14 protein-coding genes and 1 tRNA gene are annotated in these 15,283 nt (G+C 66.2%); 7 read left to right on the top strand and 8 right to left on the bottom strand.

Annotated elements, in window-relative coordinates; translation table 11 throughout:
* Positions 1-66 precede the first annotated feature (66 nt).
* From fabA to D5084_RS08610, 5 genes are all read left to right on the top strand, one after another.
* Positions 67-576, top strand: a complete 510-nt coding sequence (gene fabA / locus D5084_RS08630; RefSeq protein WP_128515123.1) for a bifunctional 3-hydroxydecanoyl-ACP dehydratase/trans-2-decenoyl-ACP isomerase — start codon at positions 67-69, stop codon at positions 574-576.
* On the top strand, positions 573-1,004 hold the full coding sequence (locus tag D5084_RS08625) for a hypothetical protein (RefSeq protein ID WP_128515122.1): 432 nt from the start codon (positions 573-575) through the stop codon (positions 1,002-1,004). Before fabA ends, D5084_RS08625 begins: the two co-directional genes overlap by 4 nt.
* Before the next feature lie 65 nt (positions 1,005-1,069).
* Positions 1,070-2,299, top strand: coding sequence for a beta-ketoacyl-ACP synthase I (fabB, locus tag D5084_RS08620; protein WP_128515121.1), 1,230 nt, complete (start codon positions 1,070-1,072; stop codon positions 2,297-2,299).
* Positions 2,300-2,310: 11 nt separating this feature from the next.
* Positions 2,311-3,099 (top strand): enoyl-ACP reductase FabI, encoded by a 789-nt coding sequence (locus D5084_RS08615; protein ID WP_128515120.1) that lies wholly within the window; start codon positions 2,311-2,313, stop codon positions 3,097-3,099.
* A 23-nt stretch (positions 3,100-3,122) separates the two neighbouring features.
* The gene (locus D5084_RS08610; protein ID WP_128515119.1) at positions 3,123-3,875 is read left to right on the top strand and encodes a hypothetical protein; all 753 of its coding nucleotides are present in this window, start codon (positions 3,123-3,125) and stop codon (positions 3,873-3,875) included.
* Positions 3,876-4,017: 142 nt separating this feature from the next.
* Here the strand turns inward: D5084_RS08610 and D5084_RS08605 are convergent.
* From D5084_RS08605 to cydD, 7 genes are all read right to left on the bottom strand, one after another.
* Positions 4,018-4,091 (bottom strand) — tRNA-Gly (locus D5084_RS08605).
* A 235-nt stretch (positions 4,092-4,326) separates the two neighbouring features.
* Positions 4,327-5,316, bottom strand: a complete 990-nt coding sequence (locus D5084_RS08600) for an SLAC1 anion channel family protein (protein ID WP_238382578.1) — start codon at positions 5,314-5,316, stop codon at positions 4,327-4,329.
* A gap of 76 nt (positions 5,317-5,392) precedes the next feature.
* Positions 5,393-5,533, bottom strand: a complete 141-nt coding sequence (gene cydX, locus D5084_RS08595) for a cytochrome bd-I oxidase subunit CydX (protein ID WP_128515118.1) — start codon at positions 5,531-5,533, stop codon at positions 5,393-5,395.
* A 15-nt stretch (positions 5,534-5,548) separates the two neighbouring features.
* Entirely contained in the window at positions 5,549-6,712 is a 1,164-nt protein-coding gene (gene cydB, locus D5084_RS08590) for a cytochrome d ubiquinol oxidase subunit II (RefSeq protein ID WP_128515117.1), read from the bottom strand.
* A 5-nt stretch (positions 6,713-6,717) separates the two neighbouring features.
* Entirely contained in the window at positions 6,718-8,328 is a 1,611-nt protein-coding gene (locus D5084_RS08585) for a cytochrome ubiquinol oxidase subunit I (RefSeq protein WP_128515116.1), read from the bottom strand.
* A gap of 123 nt (positions 8,329-8,451) precedes the next feature.
* Complete coding sequence (locus D5084_RS08580; RefSeq protein WP_128515115.1) at positions 8,452-10,086, bottom strand: amino acid ABC transporter ATP-binding/permease protein; 1,635 nt, start codon at positions 10,084-10,086, stop codon at positions 8,452-8,454.
* Positions 10,083-11,723, bottom strand: a complete 1,641-nt coding sequence (gene cydD / locus D5084_RS08575; protein WP_128515114.1) for a thiol reductant ABC exporter subunit CydD — start codon at positions 11,721-11,723, stop codon at positions 10,083-10,085. Before cydD ends, D5084_RS08580 begins: the two co-directional genes overlap by 4 nt.
* 131 nt (positions 11,724-11,854) lie before the next feature.
* Between cydD and D5084_RS08570 the strand changes: the two genes are divergently transcribed.
* On the top strand, positions 11,855-12,331 hold the full coding sequence (locus D5084_RS08570) for an RrF2 family transcriptional regulator (protein ID WP_128515113.1): 477 nt from the start codon (positions 11,855-11,857) through the stop codon (positions 12,329-12,331).
* A gap of 204 nt (positions 12,332-12,535) precedes the next feature.
* On the opposite strand, the gene D5084_RS08565 is transcribed toward D5084_RS08570, so the two are convergent.
* Positions 12,536-13,930, bottom strand: a complete 1,395-nt coding sequence (locus D5084_RS08565) for a helix-turn-helix domain-containing protein (protein WP_128515112.1) — start codon at positions 13,928-13,930, stop codon at positions 12,536-12,538.
* Between the two features lie 153 nt (positions 13,931-14,083).
* Between D5084_RS08565 and D5084_RS08560 the strand changes: the two genes are divergently transcribed.
* A complete protein-coding gene (locus D5084_RS08560) occupies positions 14,084-15,283 on the top strand; it encodes a pyridoxal-phosphate-dependent aminotransferase family protein (RefSeq protein ID WP_128515111.1) in 1,200 nt (399 codons plus the stop codon).

The following is a 15,283-nucleotide window of genomic DNA, read 5'->3' as shown; positions in this document are numbered from 1 at the left end:
CAGACTTGCCAGTCTTCGCCCGCGAATGCTAGGGAGGGTGAAGGGGCAAACGAGGGACCACCACGGATGGCGTCGTATCCGACCAGTTTCGACAAGGAAGCACTTCTGGCCTGTTCGCGGGGCGAGCTTTTCGGCCCCGGCAATGCCCAGCTTCCCGCCCCGCCGATGCTGATGATGGACCGGATCACCGACATCTCGGAAGACCGGGGCGAACACGGCAAGGGCCATGTGGTGGCCGAGTTCGACATCACCCCGGACCTGTGGTTCTTCGAGTGTCACTTCCCCGGCAACCCGATCATGCCCGGCTGTCTGGGCCTTGACGGGCTCTGGCAGCTGACCGGCTTCAACCTCGGCTGGCGCGGCTGGCAGGGGCGCGGCTATGCGCTTGGCGTGGGCGAGGTCAAGCTGACCGGCATGGTCCGCCCGGACCGCAAGCGGCTGACCTACTACGTCGATTTCACCAAGGCGGTGCAGACCCGCCGCCTGACCATGGGCGTGGCCGACGGGCGCGTCGAGGCGGATGGCGAGGTGATCTACCTCGTCAAGGACATGAAGGTCGCGCTGAGCGCGGCGTGAGCACGGTCCTGTCCTGGCTATGGATGAAGGCCGAACTCTTGCCGTGGTGGCAGAAGATCACACTTCGCCGATACAGGAGTGAACTGCGCGCGCTGAATGCCGCACGAAGCATGGGGCCCCTGGCCATCTTCCCGATCCTCTTTGCTGTTGGATTCTGGTTCTTTCTGCTGGCTGGCCTGCCCAGCCTCATGCTGTTCCTTCTCAGCCAAGGGCTGGTCGCATTTGGAGGCCCGACGGGCGCCGTGCTTGGGATCTTGGTCTATGTGATCCACGCGATCCTTGCGTTCGTGGTCATGTTCATCGTGGCAGCTTGGTTCTTCCGCTGGTACCTGATCGCCGTCAGCCTGACCTTCGGCCGCACTGCCATGGCCGACCGGAAGGAAGCCGAGCTTGTCGCGGCGATTGCGGCGGCCCGGGCTTCGAGCTGACCCAACCACCTTGCCCCCTCCCCCCCTCTGCCCTAAACAGGCCATAAGTCACCAAGGGAGGCCCCATGCGCCGCGTCGTCATCACCGGGATCGGGATCGTATCCTCCATCGGCAATTCCGCCGCCGAGGTCGAGGCGTCCTTGCGCGCCGGCAAGTCCGGCATCGTCTTCGCCCCCGACTATGCCGAGCACGGCTTCCGCTGCCGCGTCCACGGCCAGCCGAACATCGTGCTGGAAGACCACATCGACAAGCGCGACCTTCGCTTCATGGGCGATGGGGCTGCCTATACCTTCATCGCGATGGACCAGGCGGTGAAGGACAGCGGCCTGTCGGAATCCGACATCTCGAACGAACGGACCGGGATCATCGTCGGCTCGGGCGGGCCCTCGACCAAATCCTTCTTCAAGGCGCACAACATCGTGCGCGAAACCGGCGCGCCGAAACGCATCGGTCCCTTCGGCGTGACCAAGGGCATGTCCTCGACCGTGTCCGCCTGCCTCGCCACTCCGTTCAGGATCAAGGGCGTGAACTATTCCATCACTTCGGCCTGCTCGACATCCGCGCATTGCATCGGCAACGGGACCGAACTGATCCAGATGGGCAAGCAGGACATCGTCTTTGCCGGCGGGGGCGAGGAGCTGGACTGGACGCTCTCCTGCCTCTTCGACGCGATGGGGGCGATGTCGTCCAAATACAACGACACGCCCGAGCGCGCCTCGCGCACCTATGACGCCAACCGCGACGGCTTTGTCATCGCAGGCGGCGGCGGCATCGTGGTGCTGGAAGAGCTGGAACACGCGAAAGCCCGCGGCGCGAAGATCTATGCCGAGGTCACCGGCTACGGTGCCACCTCGGACGGCTACGACATGGTCGCCCCCAGTGGCGAGGGCGGCGAACGGGCGATGCGGCTTGCCCTTTCCACGCTGCCGAAAGACCGCCGCATCGACTATATCAACAGCCACGGAACCTCGACTCAGGTCGGCGACGTGACCGAGGTCGAGGCGATCCGCCGCGTCTTCGGCAAAGGCCAGACCCCACCCATCGCGTCCACGAAATCGCTGACCGGCCACTGTCTTGGCGGCGCTGGCGTGTGGGAGGCGATCTTTTCGCTCATCATGCTGAACGGCAACTTCATCGCGGCCTCGGCCAATGTCGAAACGCTGGACCCCGCACTGGACCCGGCGGAAATCGTCACCACGATGCGCGACAACGTTCAGCTGGACTCGGTGCTATCCAACAGCTTCGGCTTCGGCGGCACCAATGCCACACTCGTCATGTCGAAATATCTCTCCTGAGGAGCCACAGCATGGCCGATCTGATGAAGGGCAAGCGCGGGCTGGTGATGGGGGTGGCAAACGAACGCTCCATCGCCTGGGGCATCGCCTCGGCGCTGGCGGCAGAGGGCGCAAGTCTTGCCTTCAGCTATCAGGGCGAGGCGTTCGGCAAACGCGTCGAACCGCTGGCTGCAAGCGTGGGCTCGGATTTCCTGATCGACGTCGATGTGACGAACGAGGCCAGCCTTGATGCCCTCTTCGCCGCCATCGGCCAGCGCTGGGGCTCACTCGACTTTGTCATTCACGCCATCGCCTTTTCCGACAAGACCGAACTGACCGGCCGCTTCATCAACACGACCAAAGGCAACTTCCTGAATTCGCTGAACATCTCTTGCTTCAGCTTCATCGATGTTGCCCGCCGCGCCGAAAGCCTGATGCCGAACGGCGGCACGCTCATCACGCTGACCTTCCAGGGCTCGAACCGGGTGGTGCCGAACTATAACGTGATGGGCGTGGCCAAGGCGGCGCTGGAGTCGGCCACGCGCTATCTGGCCAACGATCTTGGGCCGCAGAAGATCCGCGTGAACGCCATTTCCCCCGGTCCGATGAAAACCCTTGCCGGATCGGCCATCGGCGGGGCTCGGGCGACATACCGCCATACCGAGGACAATACCCCGCTAAGATCAAACGCCACGCTTGAGGCGATCGGTGGCACCGCCGTCTGGCTCTGCTCGGACTACGGCGCCTGCACCACGGGCGAGATCATCCATGTCGACGGCGGCTACCACGTCCTGGGCATGCCGCAGGCCGAGAATCTGTGACGCCGCGCAGGGGTGAGAGGGTCATGGCACTCACCCCCCGGTTCGTGACACCGGACAGCCGTGACGGGCCCGATTTCAGCATCTGCGCGCTGGTCCGCAGCCAGGAGAAGTACGACCGTCTTCTTGCCTCGTTCCTGCGCGGTGGCTTCACGGCGGAAAACAGCGAGTTCCTTGCCGCCGACAACCGCGCCTTCAATCGCTTTGACGGTTATGGCTGGCAGAAGGCCCTTCTGGCCGAGGCGCGGGGGCGGTTTGTCGTCTTCTGTCACGACGACATCGAGCTTCTGGATGCCGGATACACCGATCTTCTTGCCGCGCTGGACGACCTTGACGGGAGGCAGCCCGACTGGCTTCTGGCCGGGGTGGCGGGCGGGCGCTACCGTCCCCAGAAGCACCACCGCCGCTTTCTGCGGATGCGCATCTCGGACCCCTGGGGTGAGGACCGGCAGATGGGCGAGGTCCCGGGGCGGGTGGAAACGCTGGACGAATGCTTCATCCTGATGCGCAGGACGCGGCCGGTCATCGGCTCTTACGACCTGCGGGGGTTCCATTTCTATGGCGCCGACCTTTGCCTGCAAGCCGAGCTTCTGGGCGGGTCCGCCCATGTGATCGACTTCCACCTGCGTCATCATGGCGGCGGCACCAAGGACGCAACGTTCGAGCAGGCGCGCGAGGCCTTCATCGCGAAATACCGCGCGGTCTTCCCCGGCCGGTCGCTTCACTGCACGACCGGAGTGGTCACCTTCCCCGAAGCGGAACCACCCAAGACCGCGTAGGTCAGGCTTCGCAGCCGACCTGCCTTTCGCGACTGATACGACGGACACCGGACCGTCCGTCGAAGGCAACCGGACCGGGACGGAGCAGGGGTTGACCCTAAACTGGCGCGCAAAGCGCGAAGGCGGGGGTCGGGAGGAAGGATGGAGCGGGCGGCGGGAATCGAACCCGCGTCTTTAGCTTGGAAGGCTAAGGTCTTACCATTACACAACGCCCGCGTTGTCTGGGACAGGTATTCGGACATGATCCGTTCGTCAAGGCAAGAGAACGAAAGCAAGCACTGTGGCGCCCTGCCCGGGCCACAATCGAGCGACTGGTAAAGGGGCTGGCGGGGCCTGCCCCGGCCCGCCAAAGACCAGGCTGTCGGGGCGGGACCTGGTGGGGTAACGGTGTCGCGCAGGTTTCCCAGGGCAGGTCTTGCAGGACCGGCGCAGGAACCGGCGCTGAAGCGGGTCACTCCGGCACGCAGATCGTGCCGGCGCGGATCGCCAGGGCGGTGCGCAGGATCAGCACCGCAACGACCGCCAGCAGGAGGGCCAGGAGGCCCGCGCCGATCGCCCTGTGGGCGGCCGAGCTTGCCGCCTCGGCAAAGCCGAAGCTGGCGATGGTCAGCGCCGCCAGCGGAAAGGACAGTGCCCACCACGACAGCGCAAAGGGCATGGTGCGGAACTTGGCCACCTGCGTTGCCACGAGCAGGGCAAAGACATAGGCCACCGACAGAAGGAAATGGCCGAAGGGGCCGACCTCGCCCGACAGCCGAAGCCATGCCGTGAAGGCCACGGCGGGCGGGGCCACCAGGATCATCAGCGTCGGCAGCATCTTGCCCGGCAGGGGGTCGTGGAACATCAGCCGGTTCATCACCAGTGTCAGGAGGACGATCCAGAAGATCAGCCCGCCGGAAAAGAACAGCCACGAGATCTCGGTATAGCCCAGCCGCGCGCCCGCCAGCGGCACGATCACGTTGCCGACCGCCGGGATGAACCAGGCCGGGGTGAGCTGCCCCTGCTGGAAGGATCGGTGCCCGATCCAGGCGCTGATGACCGACAGGGCCAGCAGGCCTTGCAACACTGTTCCGACCAGCCAGACTCCATGGGCAAGTGCCGGCATGGGTTCCATGAGGGCTGCCGCCAGCAGGAGGAGCGAAATGGAAATGGCCGGAAAGAAGGCGATGCGCACCGGGTGGTTCCATTCGGCCCTCACCTCGGCGGGATGAGCCAGCGCCTTGGCGGCATAGCCCAGGGCGACGGCGGCCAGCAGGAAGGCCGACAGCGCCAGCGCCCAGACCGAGACCTGCGCAGGCAGGGCGAAGGCGCGCTCGGCCGAACGGATGGCCAGGGTCAGGCCCATCATCCCCATGCCGATGGCAAAGAAGGTGACCGGGTAATGCGCGATCCGCGCGGTCTGGGCAGGGTGGTCGGGGGCAACGGGGCTGGCAGAGGTCACGGGTTTGGTCCAGGAATGGAGAGGGTCCGGCAGGGCAACGGGACGTGCCGCCCTGCCGGTCGTGTCGCGCGGCGCGTCAGCCCCGCGCGGGACGCGGGCGGGCGGGGTCGTCGCGGCTCAGCATCCTTTCGTCTTCCTTCAGCTCCAGCCACATCGCGTTCATCACGGCGAAGATCGCGGCCAGCGGAAGGCCCAGAATCCAGGCGAAATACCACATGATTTCAGTCCTTTCTCAGTAGACGGAATGGGAGTTTTCGGTGACATCCTCCGCCCGGACCTTGCCCCAGAGGACACGGTAGACCCAGGCGGTGTAGGCCAGGATCAGCGGCATGAAGATCACCGTCACCACCAGCATGATGAAGAGCGTGAGGTGCGAGGACGAGCTGTTCCAGACGGTCAGCGAGGATTGCGGATCGCTGGACGACGGCATGATGAAGGGGAACATCGTCAGCCCGACCGACGAGATCACGCCCAGGATCGCCATCTTGGAGAAGAGCAGCGTCGAGACTTCGCGGCCCGCCCGCAGGCCCAGGAAGGTCAGCAGCGGCCCAAGGATGCCCATGACCGGGGCGATCACGATCCACGGGCGGTCGCTGTAGGCGGCAAGCCAGCTTCCGGTACGTTCCACCTCGAAATGCAGCGGGTTCGACGGGCCGGAGGTCGTATAGTCGCCGACGATCCGGTAGCCCTCGATCCCGAAGGCGAGCCACAGACCGGCCAGGACATAGGCCCCGACCGCGACAAGGGCGGCCACCGAACCGATGGCACGGGCGCGCGCCTGCACCGCACCGTCGGCCTTCAGCGTCAGCCAGGCCCCGCCGTGCATCACCAGCATCGCCAGCGACACCACCCCGGCAAGGATCGAGAACGGGTCGAGAAGGCCGATGAACTTGGCATACCACGCGCCCTCGTAGATCGCGTGCAGGTCATCGGTGAAGTGGAAGGGCACGCCCTGGATCACGTTGCCGACCGCCACGCCGAACAGCAGCGCCGGGACGGCCCCGCTGGCGAACAGCGCCCAGTCCCAGGCATTGCGCCAGCGCGCATCCTCGCGCTTCGACCGATACTTGAACGCCACGGGCCGCACGATGAAGGCGGCAAGGACCACGAACATCGCAAGGTAGAAGCCCGAGAAGCTGACGGCGTAAAGCGGCGGCCAGGCGGCGAAGATCGCCCCGCCCCCAAGGATGAACCAGACCTGGTTGCCTTCCCAGACCGGCCCCACGGTGTTGATCGCGATGCGCCGTTCCACATCGGTCTTGCCGACGAAGGGGATCAGCGCGCCCACGCCCATGTCGAAGCCGTCGGTCAGGGCAAACCCGATCAGAAGGACGCCCAGAAGCCCCCACCAGACGACACGAAGGAATTCGTAGCTGACAAGTTCATGCAGGATCATGGCCGTTACTCCGCAGGCATGGCGATGGCGTCGGCATTGCGCCGCCCGGCCAGCCGGTCATTGTGGCGTTGCACCCAGGCCTCGGTTTCCGAGACGTCCTGGAAGGGGCCCTTGCGGATGTATTTCAGCATCAGGCCCATCTCGATGATGAAGAGGACGGTGTAGAAGGCGATGAAGCCCGCCAGCGTCAGCGCAACCTCGGTGATCGACAGCGCGCTGACCGACATCGCGGTGGGCAGCACGCCGTCCACCGTCCAGGGCTGGCGACCGAATTCGGCCACGAACCAGCCCATCTCGGCGGCGATCCAGGGCGCGGGGATCATCCACACCGCAAGGTGCAGCGCCCAGCGGGGATAGCGCATCTGCCGGAACGAGGCGCGCCAGAAGAAATAGGCCATCGTGGCGATGAAGCCGAAGCCGAGGGCCACCATGATCCGGAAGGCCCAGAACAGCGGCGCCACTTGCGGAACCGTGTCGTTCGCGGCGGCAACGATCTGCGCTTCGGTCGCCTGGCGCGGGTCATCGACGTATTTCTTCAGCAGGAAGGCAAAGCCCAGATCGGCCGAATGTGCCTCGAAAGTCGCCGTGACCGCAGGATCCACCGCGTCGCGCTGCTCGCGGATCTGCATCAGCGCGTCATAGGCGATGATCCCCGACCGGATGCGATCCTGGGCCTGCGCCACCAGATCGTTGATCCCGGGGATTTCCGTGGTCAGCGAGCGCGTCCCGATCAGGCCCATCGCCCAGGGAATGGTGATGGCATAATGCGTCTCGCGCGCTTCCTGGTCGGGGAAGCCGATCAGGTTGAAGGGCGCAGGCGCGGGATGCGTCTCCCACATCGCCTCGATCGCGGCGAGTTTCATCTTCTGGCTGTGGGTGGCGTTGTAGCCCGACTCGTCGCCCAGAAGGACGACAGAGAAGGCCGAGGCGAGGCCGAAGGCCGCCGCCACCGTGATCGACCGCCGGGCAAGCTCCACATGCCGCCCGCGCAGCAGATACCAGGCCGAAACACCCAGCACGAAGACGGCGGCAGTCACATAGCCCGCCGACACGGTATGCACGAATTTCGCCTGCGCCACCTCGTTGAAGAGGACGGCGTAGAAGTCGGTCATCTCCATCCGCATGGTCTGCGGGTTGAACGCGGCGCCGACGGGGTTCTGCATCCAGCCGTTGGCGATCAGGATCCACAGCGCCGAGAAGTTCGACCCGATGGCCACCAGCCAGGCCACCACCAGATGCTGCACCTTCGACAGCTTGTCCCAACCGAAGAAGAACAGCCCGACGAAGGTCGCCTCGAGGAAGAAGGCCATCAGCCCTTCGATCGCCAGCGGCGCGCCGAAGATGTCGCCGACGTAGTGGCTGTAGTAGCTCCAGTTCATGCCGAACTGGAATTCCATGGTGATGCCGGTGGCCACGCCCAGGACGAAGTTGATCCCGAACAGCGTACCCCAGAACTTGGTCATCTGCCGCCAGATGGGGCGGTTGGTCATGACATAGACCGTCTCCATGATCGCGACCAGGATCGACAGACCCAGCGTCAGCGGCACGAAGAGGAAGTGATACATGGCCGTCATGGCGAATTGCAGCCGTGACAGCTCGACGATCCCGAATTCCATTGCTCTTTGCTCCAGTTATCGGTCGGAGACTCCGGCCGCAAAGACTTGTCGTATGCGAAGATATATAGATGAACCGTTCTGCTTGTCTTGATCCAGATCAATAAGTCGCATCTTCACCGCAAATTATTGCAGCGTGATGATCCGGCTGGCCGCGTCGATCTCGGCCGGGCGATGGGCGGCAATCAGGATGGCGGCCTCGGGCAGGAAAGCGCGAATACCGGCCAGAACCGCGCGGGCGGTCGGGTCGTCGAGGCCCTCGGTCGGCTCGTCCAGCAGCAGCACCTTCGGACGGCGCAAGAGGGCGCGGGCAAGGACAAGACGCCGCGCCTCACCGCCGGACAGGCCGGTGCCACGGGGACCGATCCTTGTCGACAGCCCGCCCCTCTGTGCAATCACCTTGTCCAGGTGCACAGCGCGCAGCGCGGCCCAAAGTTCCGCCTCGGCCGCCGGGCCCGCCAGCATCAGAGCCTCGGCCACGGATCCTGCCATCAGCACGCTGCGCTGCGGCAGAAGGGTCAGAACCCCACGCAGCGCGGTTTCGGGCCAGGCATCAAGGGCAAGACCGCCCAAGATGACTTGACCAGCAGCCACAGGATGCAGACCCGCCAGGGCCAGAAGCAGCGTCGATTTCCCCGACCCGCTGGGTCCGGTCAGCGCGACGGTCTCTCCGGGGCGCAAGGTCAGCGACAGGCCATCCACCAGGGTGCCTCCGCCCGGACGGGTGAGGCGCAGACCTTGCACGACAAGATCGCCCGATCCATGCGGATCCGGCCCCGTCGTCACCGGCACAACGGTCAGATCGCGCCCGATCCTGCGCGCGGCATCCGCCATGCGCCCAAGGTCCGACAAGCCGCGGCGCAGGGGGGCCAACACTTCGGCCAGCGCCAGGGCGGCGAAGAAGGCCATGGCGGCAAGAGCAGGCTCGACGGCTCCGTCCTCTGCGGCGGAAAGTCCCAGCGCCAAGGCGCCAGAGGCGACGAACGTGGCCAGCAGGGACAAAGCCAGGCCGGCCCCGCGTTCTGTCCGGTTCAGCGCCGTGCGCAGCGCGAACCGTCTTTCCTCGGCGGACTTGACGGCCTGAAGCTGCGCCTGAAGCTGGCCGTAGACGGCCAGATCGCCCCTGGCACGGATCATGTCGATGAGCCGCGCGCGAAAGGCCTGCGCCGCCATTTCGGCCCGCCGTGACAAGGGCAGCATCCGCCGCACCGCAGACTGCGCCACCCCAAGGACACCGAGCGCGTAGCCCAGGGTGATCCACAGCGCCAGCATTGGCCCGACAAGCCACCAGAGAACCGCCAGAGCAAGCAGCAGAACTCCGGCCCCGGCCAGAACCGGCAAGGCCAGCCGCAGGGGCAGGCTGTCCAGCGCGTCGATATCTGCCGTCAACCGGTTCAACGCCTGCGCACCGCGAATGCGCAGCATCCGGTCATGGGGGGCCGCCAGATGTGCCTCCAGCACGCGCAGCCGCAGGCTCTCCAGCGCGCGAAGTGTGGCGTCATGGGTCAGAACGCGCTCGCCATAGCGCGCCGCCGCCCGGCCAAGCGCCAGAAAGCGGACCAGGGCCGAGGGGCGAAAGACATCGAAGCTCGCCCCGGCCCCCGCCAGACCGGCCGCGGCGGCGGCCGTGATGAACCAGCCGGACAGGCCCAGCAGGGCTGCCCCCATCGCCAGCACAACCGCGCTGAGCCCCGCCCCGCGCAGCAGGGCGCTGCGCTGGTCGCGCCACATCAGACGCAGGATCGGCCAGAGATGCCTCATCCCGCGGCCCCCAGGTCGATGACCCGATCCATGCGCGCCGCAAGCGCCGGATCATGGGTGGCGACGATCAGGGTTGCGCCCCGGGCCGCCTCGGCCAGAAGCCCATCGGCGACCAGTGCAGCAGTAACGGGGTCCAGATCGGCGGTCGGTTCATCTGCAAGGATGAGGTCGGGCGAGGCAAGGATGGCGCGGGCAAGCGTCATCCGCCGCGCCTCGCCCCCCGAAAGGCCGCCTCCGGTTTCTCCCAGCCGGGTGTTCAGGCCGCGCGGCAGGGCCTGCGCCACATCGGCAACGGCGGCGGTGCGCAGCGCGCGGGGCAGATCGCCCGCCCGTCCAAGCGTCAGGTTTGCGCGCAGACTTCCGTTCAGGAAATGCGGGGCCTGCGGCATCCAGCCAAGGCGCGCCCGCCAGGCGTCGGCATTGGCGGCGCTCAGCACCTGTCCCGCAACCTGCACCTCGCCCGTTTCAGGCAACCTCAACCCGGCAATCAGGCGCAGGACGCTGGTCTTGCCTGCACCGCTTGGCCCGGTGATGGCTACGCGTTCCCCGGGTTGAATGACGATATCCGGCAAGGACTTGCCAGAGGGCACCTGGCAGCCGGAGAGCACGACGCGCGCCGGGCCTGCAAGCGGCCTGGCCTGTGCGCCTGCTCCCGGCAAGGGTGTGCCGGGGTCGGCGGCATGTGCGGCCACCTCATCCAGCACGGCATCGGCGGCGGCCTTGTCGTGCCAGGCCGCTGCCAGATCGCGCAGCGGCTGAAAGAACTCGGGGGCGAGCAGCAGAAGAAAGATCCCGGCCTTGGGCGACAGGGCCGCGCCCCATGAGCCGAACGCGAGGGCACCCAGCAGGGAAAAGCCGACATAGACCGCCACCATGGCAACCCCGATGGCCGCGAAAAGCTCCAGCACGGTCGAGGACAGGAACGCCACCCGCAGCACGGCCATGGTGCGGGTCCGCAGGTCGCTTGCCTGCGCTGCAAAGCCCGCCTTGACCGCCTCGCCCGCGCCCAGAAGCCGGATGTCGACCAGCGCGGACAGCCGTTCGACAAGGAAATCGTTCATCGTCCCGATCTCGGCCATCTGCCGGGCGCTGGCCTCTTTCGCGGCAAGGCCGATCAGCGCCATGAAGACCGGGATCAGCGGTCCCGCGACAAGGAAGATCACGCCCACCGCCCAGGACTGCCAGAAGGCCAGCACCAGGATCACCAGAGGCAGCACCATCACCCGCGCCCGCGCAAGGCCATAGCGCGTGAGGAAGGGACCCAGCAGCTCCAGCTTCTCGCCCGCAAGGGCTGCGATGGCTCCGGCCCCGCCGAAGGGGTTGTCGTCGGTCCTCTGCGCCTCGGCGGCGACAATCGCCAGCCGCGCCTGCCGGATGACGGCATCGGCAGCGTCCTGGGCAAGGGCTTCCGCCAGATGGCTCAGCACGGCCCGCAGCGCGCCAAGCCCCGCAAAGACCGCCGCCGAAAGGACCGGACGGGCCGCCTCGTGGGCGAGCAGCGCACCCAGCGCCTGCGCCACCACAGCGGCCTGTCCGACCCACAGCAAGCCGGCCAGCACCGAAAGCGCGGCGGCTTTCCTGCTGTCCCGGCTTCCGGGGGCAAGAAGGGCTTGCGATGATGTTCCAGAGCGGGCCAAACGGTCTACCGATAACTTGAGTCTGCGTCGTGACTTATCGCACCCGAATGCCGGCGCATGTGATCTGGATCAAGTTGCATCCTGTCATCGCGGGGTAAGATGGAATAAGTTGCATCGGGAACAGGACTTCAATGCGCCTTACGACCAAGACCAATCTGGCGGCCCGGGTGCTGATGGCTTGCGCCCTGAACCAGGACAAGACCCTGCGCACGGCCGAGATCGCCCGGCTCAGCAATGCCTCGCTGAACCATCTTCTTCAGGTGGTGAACGGGTTGCAGGCCCATGGCTTCATCGAGACCCTGCGCGGACGGCATGGTGGGTTGCGTCTGGCGCGGGCGCCCCGGCAGATTTCCATGGGATCGGTCTTTCGCGTGTTCGAGGCCGGCTACCCTTTCGCCGAATGCTTCGACGCAGAAAGCAACACCTGCCCGCTGTCCAGCGACTGCCGCCTGCGCGGCTATATCGCGCGTGCGGTCGAGGCCTTCTATCACGAGCTGGACATGGTGACGCTGGAGGACCTGACGCGCGGCAACTGCGGTCTGGCCGCGCTGCTGACCCTGCCCGACGCGCTGGCCGACGCCTGCCGGGGGGCCATGGCAAGCGCATGAGCGCGAGGACAGCCTCGTGAACCCGCCTTGTCGGCCATCACACGGGCGACGATCTGCTCTCGACGCCGAACTGCAGGACGGCCCTTCTGATGCGGGGGGTTCATCCTTGGCGGGCTTCGGTTGAGGTTTGGCGATTGCAGCCTGACCTCGGTCCGGGGGGACAACCTCCTGCGATTTCACACCTGATCCGGCCCCGACAGACCCTCATCCGTCGAACCTTGTGGCCCCGCGCCGCCGCTCATCCACCGGGCGCGTGTCGATCACCGCCTGATGCGCCCGCTGGTCGCAGCCGGTGCGCGGGCAGATGCGGCAGTTGATGCCGATGGGGGTCAGTCGCGCGGTGGTCACCGACAAGCCCTCGGCATAGCCGATCTGCCCGGCATGTTCGATCGCGCAGCCCATGGCGACCGCAAGGCGGTTGTCCTGCGCATGGCGGAACCAGGTCGGACGGTCCACCGTGCGCGAGACCACGAAGAACCGGCTGCCATCGGGCATTTCCACGAACTGCGGCACGATCCGCCCCGGCGTGCGGAACGAGGTGTGCACGTCCAGCCGCGGGCAGGCGCCGCCATATTCGGCCAGGGGAAACTCGGTCGCGTTGAACCGTTTGGTCACGTTGCCGCCCTTGTCGATGCGCAGAAAGAAGAACGGCACCCCCTGCGCGCCCTCACGTTGCAGGGTCGTCGCGCGGTGGCAGGCCTGTTCAAAGCTGACGCCAAACCGCGTCGCCATCAGGTCGAAGTCGTATTTGGTGGCGCGCGCCTCGGCCAGAAAGGCGTTGTACGGCATCAGCACCGCCGCAGCGAAGTAATTGGCCAGTTCCACCCTCAGGCGGCTGTCCGCTGTGGGATCACCCAGGGCCGCCCGCTCGATCAACCCGTCCAGAAGATCGCGCCATTCCAGCAGGGCGCACATGTGGACCAGCTGGAAGCTGCGGTTGGGATGGTCCAGCGCCTCGGACAACAGGATCTCCCGACGCGCCTCGTCATAGGTGCGCAGCGCGCCCGGCATGTCCTCGACCCGGGCCAGACGCACGGTTACGCCCAGCCGGTCGCGCAGCCGGGCCTTCAGGCTGGCATAGATGTCGTCCCGGTCCGGCTGAGCGCCATTCCAGAACCCCTCCGCTGCCGTCTCCAGCTCGCGGAAATGGTTGCGGTTGCGCCGGAAGATCAGGTGCACCGATGCCTCGGGGCTGCCGACCGGGTCCGCCGCCGACTGCGACAGCGCCGACAGGCGGTCGATAGCCGAACCATAGGCACGATGCAGGCGCAGCAATGCGGCGGCAAGGTCGGGCGAATGCACCAGAGCCGCGCGCAACTGGGCAAGGTCGGGCTGGCTTCCGGCAAAGATCGGGTCCTGCAGACAGGCCCTGAGGTCGGCCAGCATCGACCCTGTCTGATCGTCGGCCAGATCGCGCCAGTCGACGCCATATTCCTCCATCAGCCGCAAGAGGATCTGCACCGAGACGGATCTCTCGTTGTTTTCCAATAGGTTGACGTAGGACGCCGAGATACCCAGCGTGCGCGCCATCGCCGCCTGAGTTTCGCGCCGCTCTTGCCGCAGGCGCCGGAGTTGCGGGCCGATGAAGGTCTTCTGCATACCGTCGCACACAAATCTGGTGTTGTGGTGTTTACAATATTACAAAATATGGAAACTGTAAATTGATGCATTCACAGCAGAACCCGAGAGCATTTGCTGAAATTGCGGGCAGATCGCATGGTCGCGGCTGACGTAGCCGCCAGAGGACTCGCGATGACTTTCCGCCCCGGCCTGAATCACCTTTACATCCCTGGTCCGACGAACGTTCCCGACACGGTGCGCATGGCGATGAACGTGCCCCAGCAGGACCAGCGCGGGCCCGAATTCGGCACCTTCGTGCTGTCGATCCTGTCGGACCTGAAGCCCATCTTCGGCACCACAAGGGGGCGCGTCATGTTGTTCCCCGGCTCGGGGACATCTGCCTGGGAAGCGGCGATCGTGAACACCCTGTCGCCCGGAGACCGGGTGCTGATGGCAAGGCACGGCCATTTCTCGACCCTCTGGGCCAGGATGGCGATGGACCTCGGCCTGGATGTGGAACTTGTCGATCTGGCCTGGGGCGCGGGAACCCCCGCGAACGAATTCGCCCGCCGCCTGGGCGCGGACCGCGAGGGCAGGATCAAGGCGGTCTTCGTCACCCATAACGAAACCGCGACCGGCGTGACTTCCGATGTGGCGGCCGTGCGCCGGGCACTCGACACCGCATTCCACGATGCGCTGCTCTTTGTCGATGGCGTCTCCTCCATCGGGTCGATTCCCTTCCTGATGGACGACTGGGGCGTCGACCTCGCCGTCACCGGCAGCCAGAAGGGCCTGATGGCGCCTGCCGGCCTTGGCATCCTGGGCGTCAGCGAAAAGGCGATGGCCGCCTCCAGGGGCAATGGAATGGTGCGCAGCTTCCTCAAGTTCGAGGACTACGCGCTTCAGACCGAAACCGGCTACTTCCCCCACACGCCCCCGACCCCGGTGCTGCACGGGCTGCGCGAGGCGCTGAACCGCATCAACCGCGAAGGTCTGCACGCCGTCTTTGCCCGCCACGCCCGCCTGGCGGCCGGTATCCGCGCCGGGGTCGCGGCCTGGGGCCTGGAGACCTGTGCCGAGCATCATTCGCTGGCTTCGAACACCGTCACCGCGATCCGCACGCCCGCAGGCATCGACGCGCGTGAGGTGATCCGGATCGGCCTGAGCCGCTACAACACCTCGTTCGGCTCGGGCCTTGCCCAGCTGGCGGGCAAGGTGTTCCGCATCGGCCACCTGGGCGACCTGAACGAGGGAATGTGCCTGACCGCGCTTGCCGTCGCCGAACTGTCCCTGCGCGCAGCGGGGGCGAGGGTCGAACTGGGTTCGGGGGTCGCCGCCGCCCAAAGCGTGTACGAACAGGACACCCGGGTCGTCGCCCTGGCAGCGGAGTAA

Source organism: Tabrizicola thermarum (genome assembly GCF_003574395.1).
Classification (GTDB): domain Bacteria; phylum Pseudomonadota; class Alphaproteobacteria; order Rhodobacterales; family Rhodobacteraceae; genus Tabrizicola; species Tabrizicola thermarum.
The sequence above is the reverse complement of the archived record's forward strand: the minus strand, read 5'-3'. Positions and strand labels throughout refer to the sequence as shown.

Coding starts and splice junctions, on each gene's coding strand:
- fabA (WP_128515123.1), top strand. CDS start 67: ATGGCGTCGTATCCGACCAGTTTCGACAAGGAAGCACTTCTGGCCTGT.
- D5084_RS08610 (WP_128515119.1), top strand. CDS start 3,123: ATGGCACTCACCCCCCGGTTCGTGACACCGGACAGCCGTGACGGGCCC.
- cydB (WP_128515117.1), bottom strand. CDS start 6,712: ATGATCCTGCATGAACTTGTCAGCTACGAATTCCTTCGTGTCGTCTGG.
- D5084_RS08615 (WP_128515120.1), top strand. CDS start 2,311: ATGGCCGATCTGATGAAGGGCAAGCGCGGGCTGGTGATGGGGGTGGCA.
- cydX (WP_128515118.1), bottom strand. CDS start 5,533: ATGTGGTATTTCGCCTGGATTCTGGGCCTTCCGCTGGCCGCGATCTTC.
- D5084_RS08570 (WP_128515113.1), top strand. CDS start 11,855: ATGCGCCTTACGACCAAGACCAATCTGGCGGCCCGGGTGCTGATGGCT.
- D5084_RS08565 (WP_128515112.1), bottom strand. CDS start 13,930: ATGCAGAAGACCTTCATCGGCCCGCAACTCCGGCGCCTGCGGCAAGAG.
- D5084_RS08580 (WP_128515115.1), bottom strand. CDS start 10,086: ATGAGGCATCTCTGGCCGATCCTGCGTCTGATGTGGCGCGACCAGCGC.
- D5084_RS08560 (WP_128515111.1), top strand. CDS start 14,084: ATGACTTTCCGCCCCGGCCTGAATCACCTTTACATCCCTGGTCCGACG.
- D5084_RS08585 (WP_128515116.1), bottom strand. CDS start 8,328: ATGGAATTCGGGATCGTCGAGCTGTCACGGCTGCAATTCGCCATGACG.
- fabB (WP_128515121.1), top strand. CDS start 1,070: ATGCGCCGCGTCGTCATCACCGGGATCGGGATCGTATCCTCCATCGGC.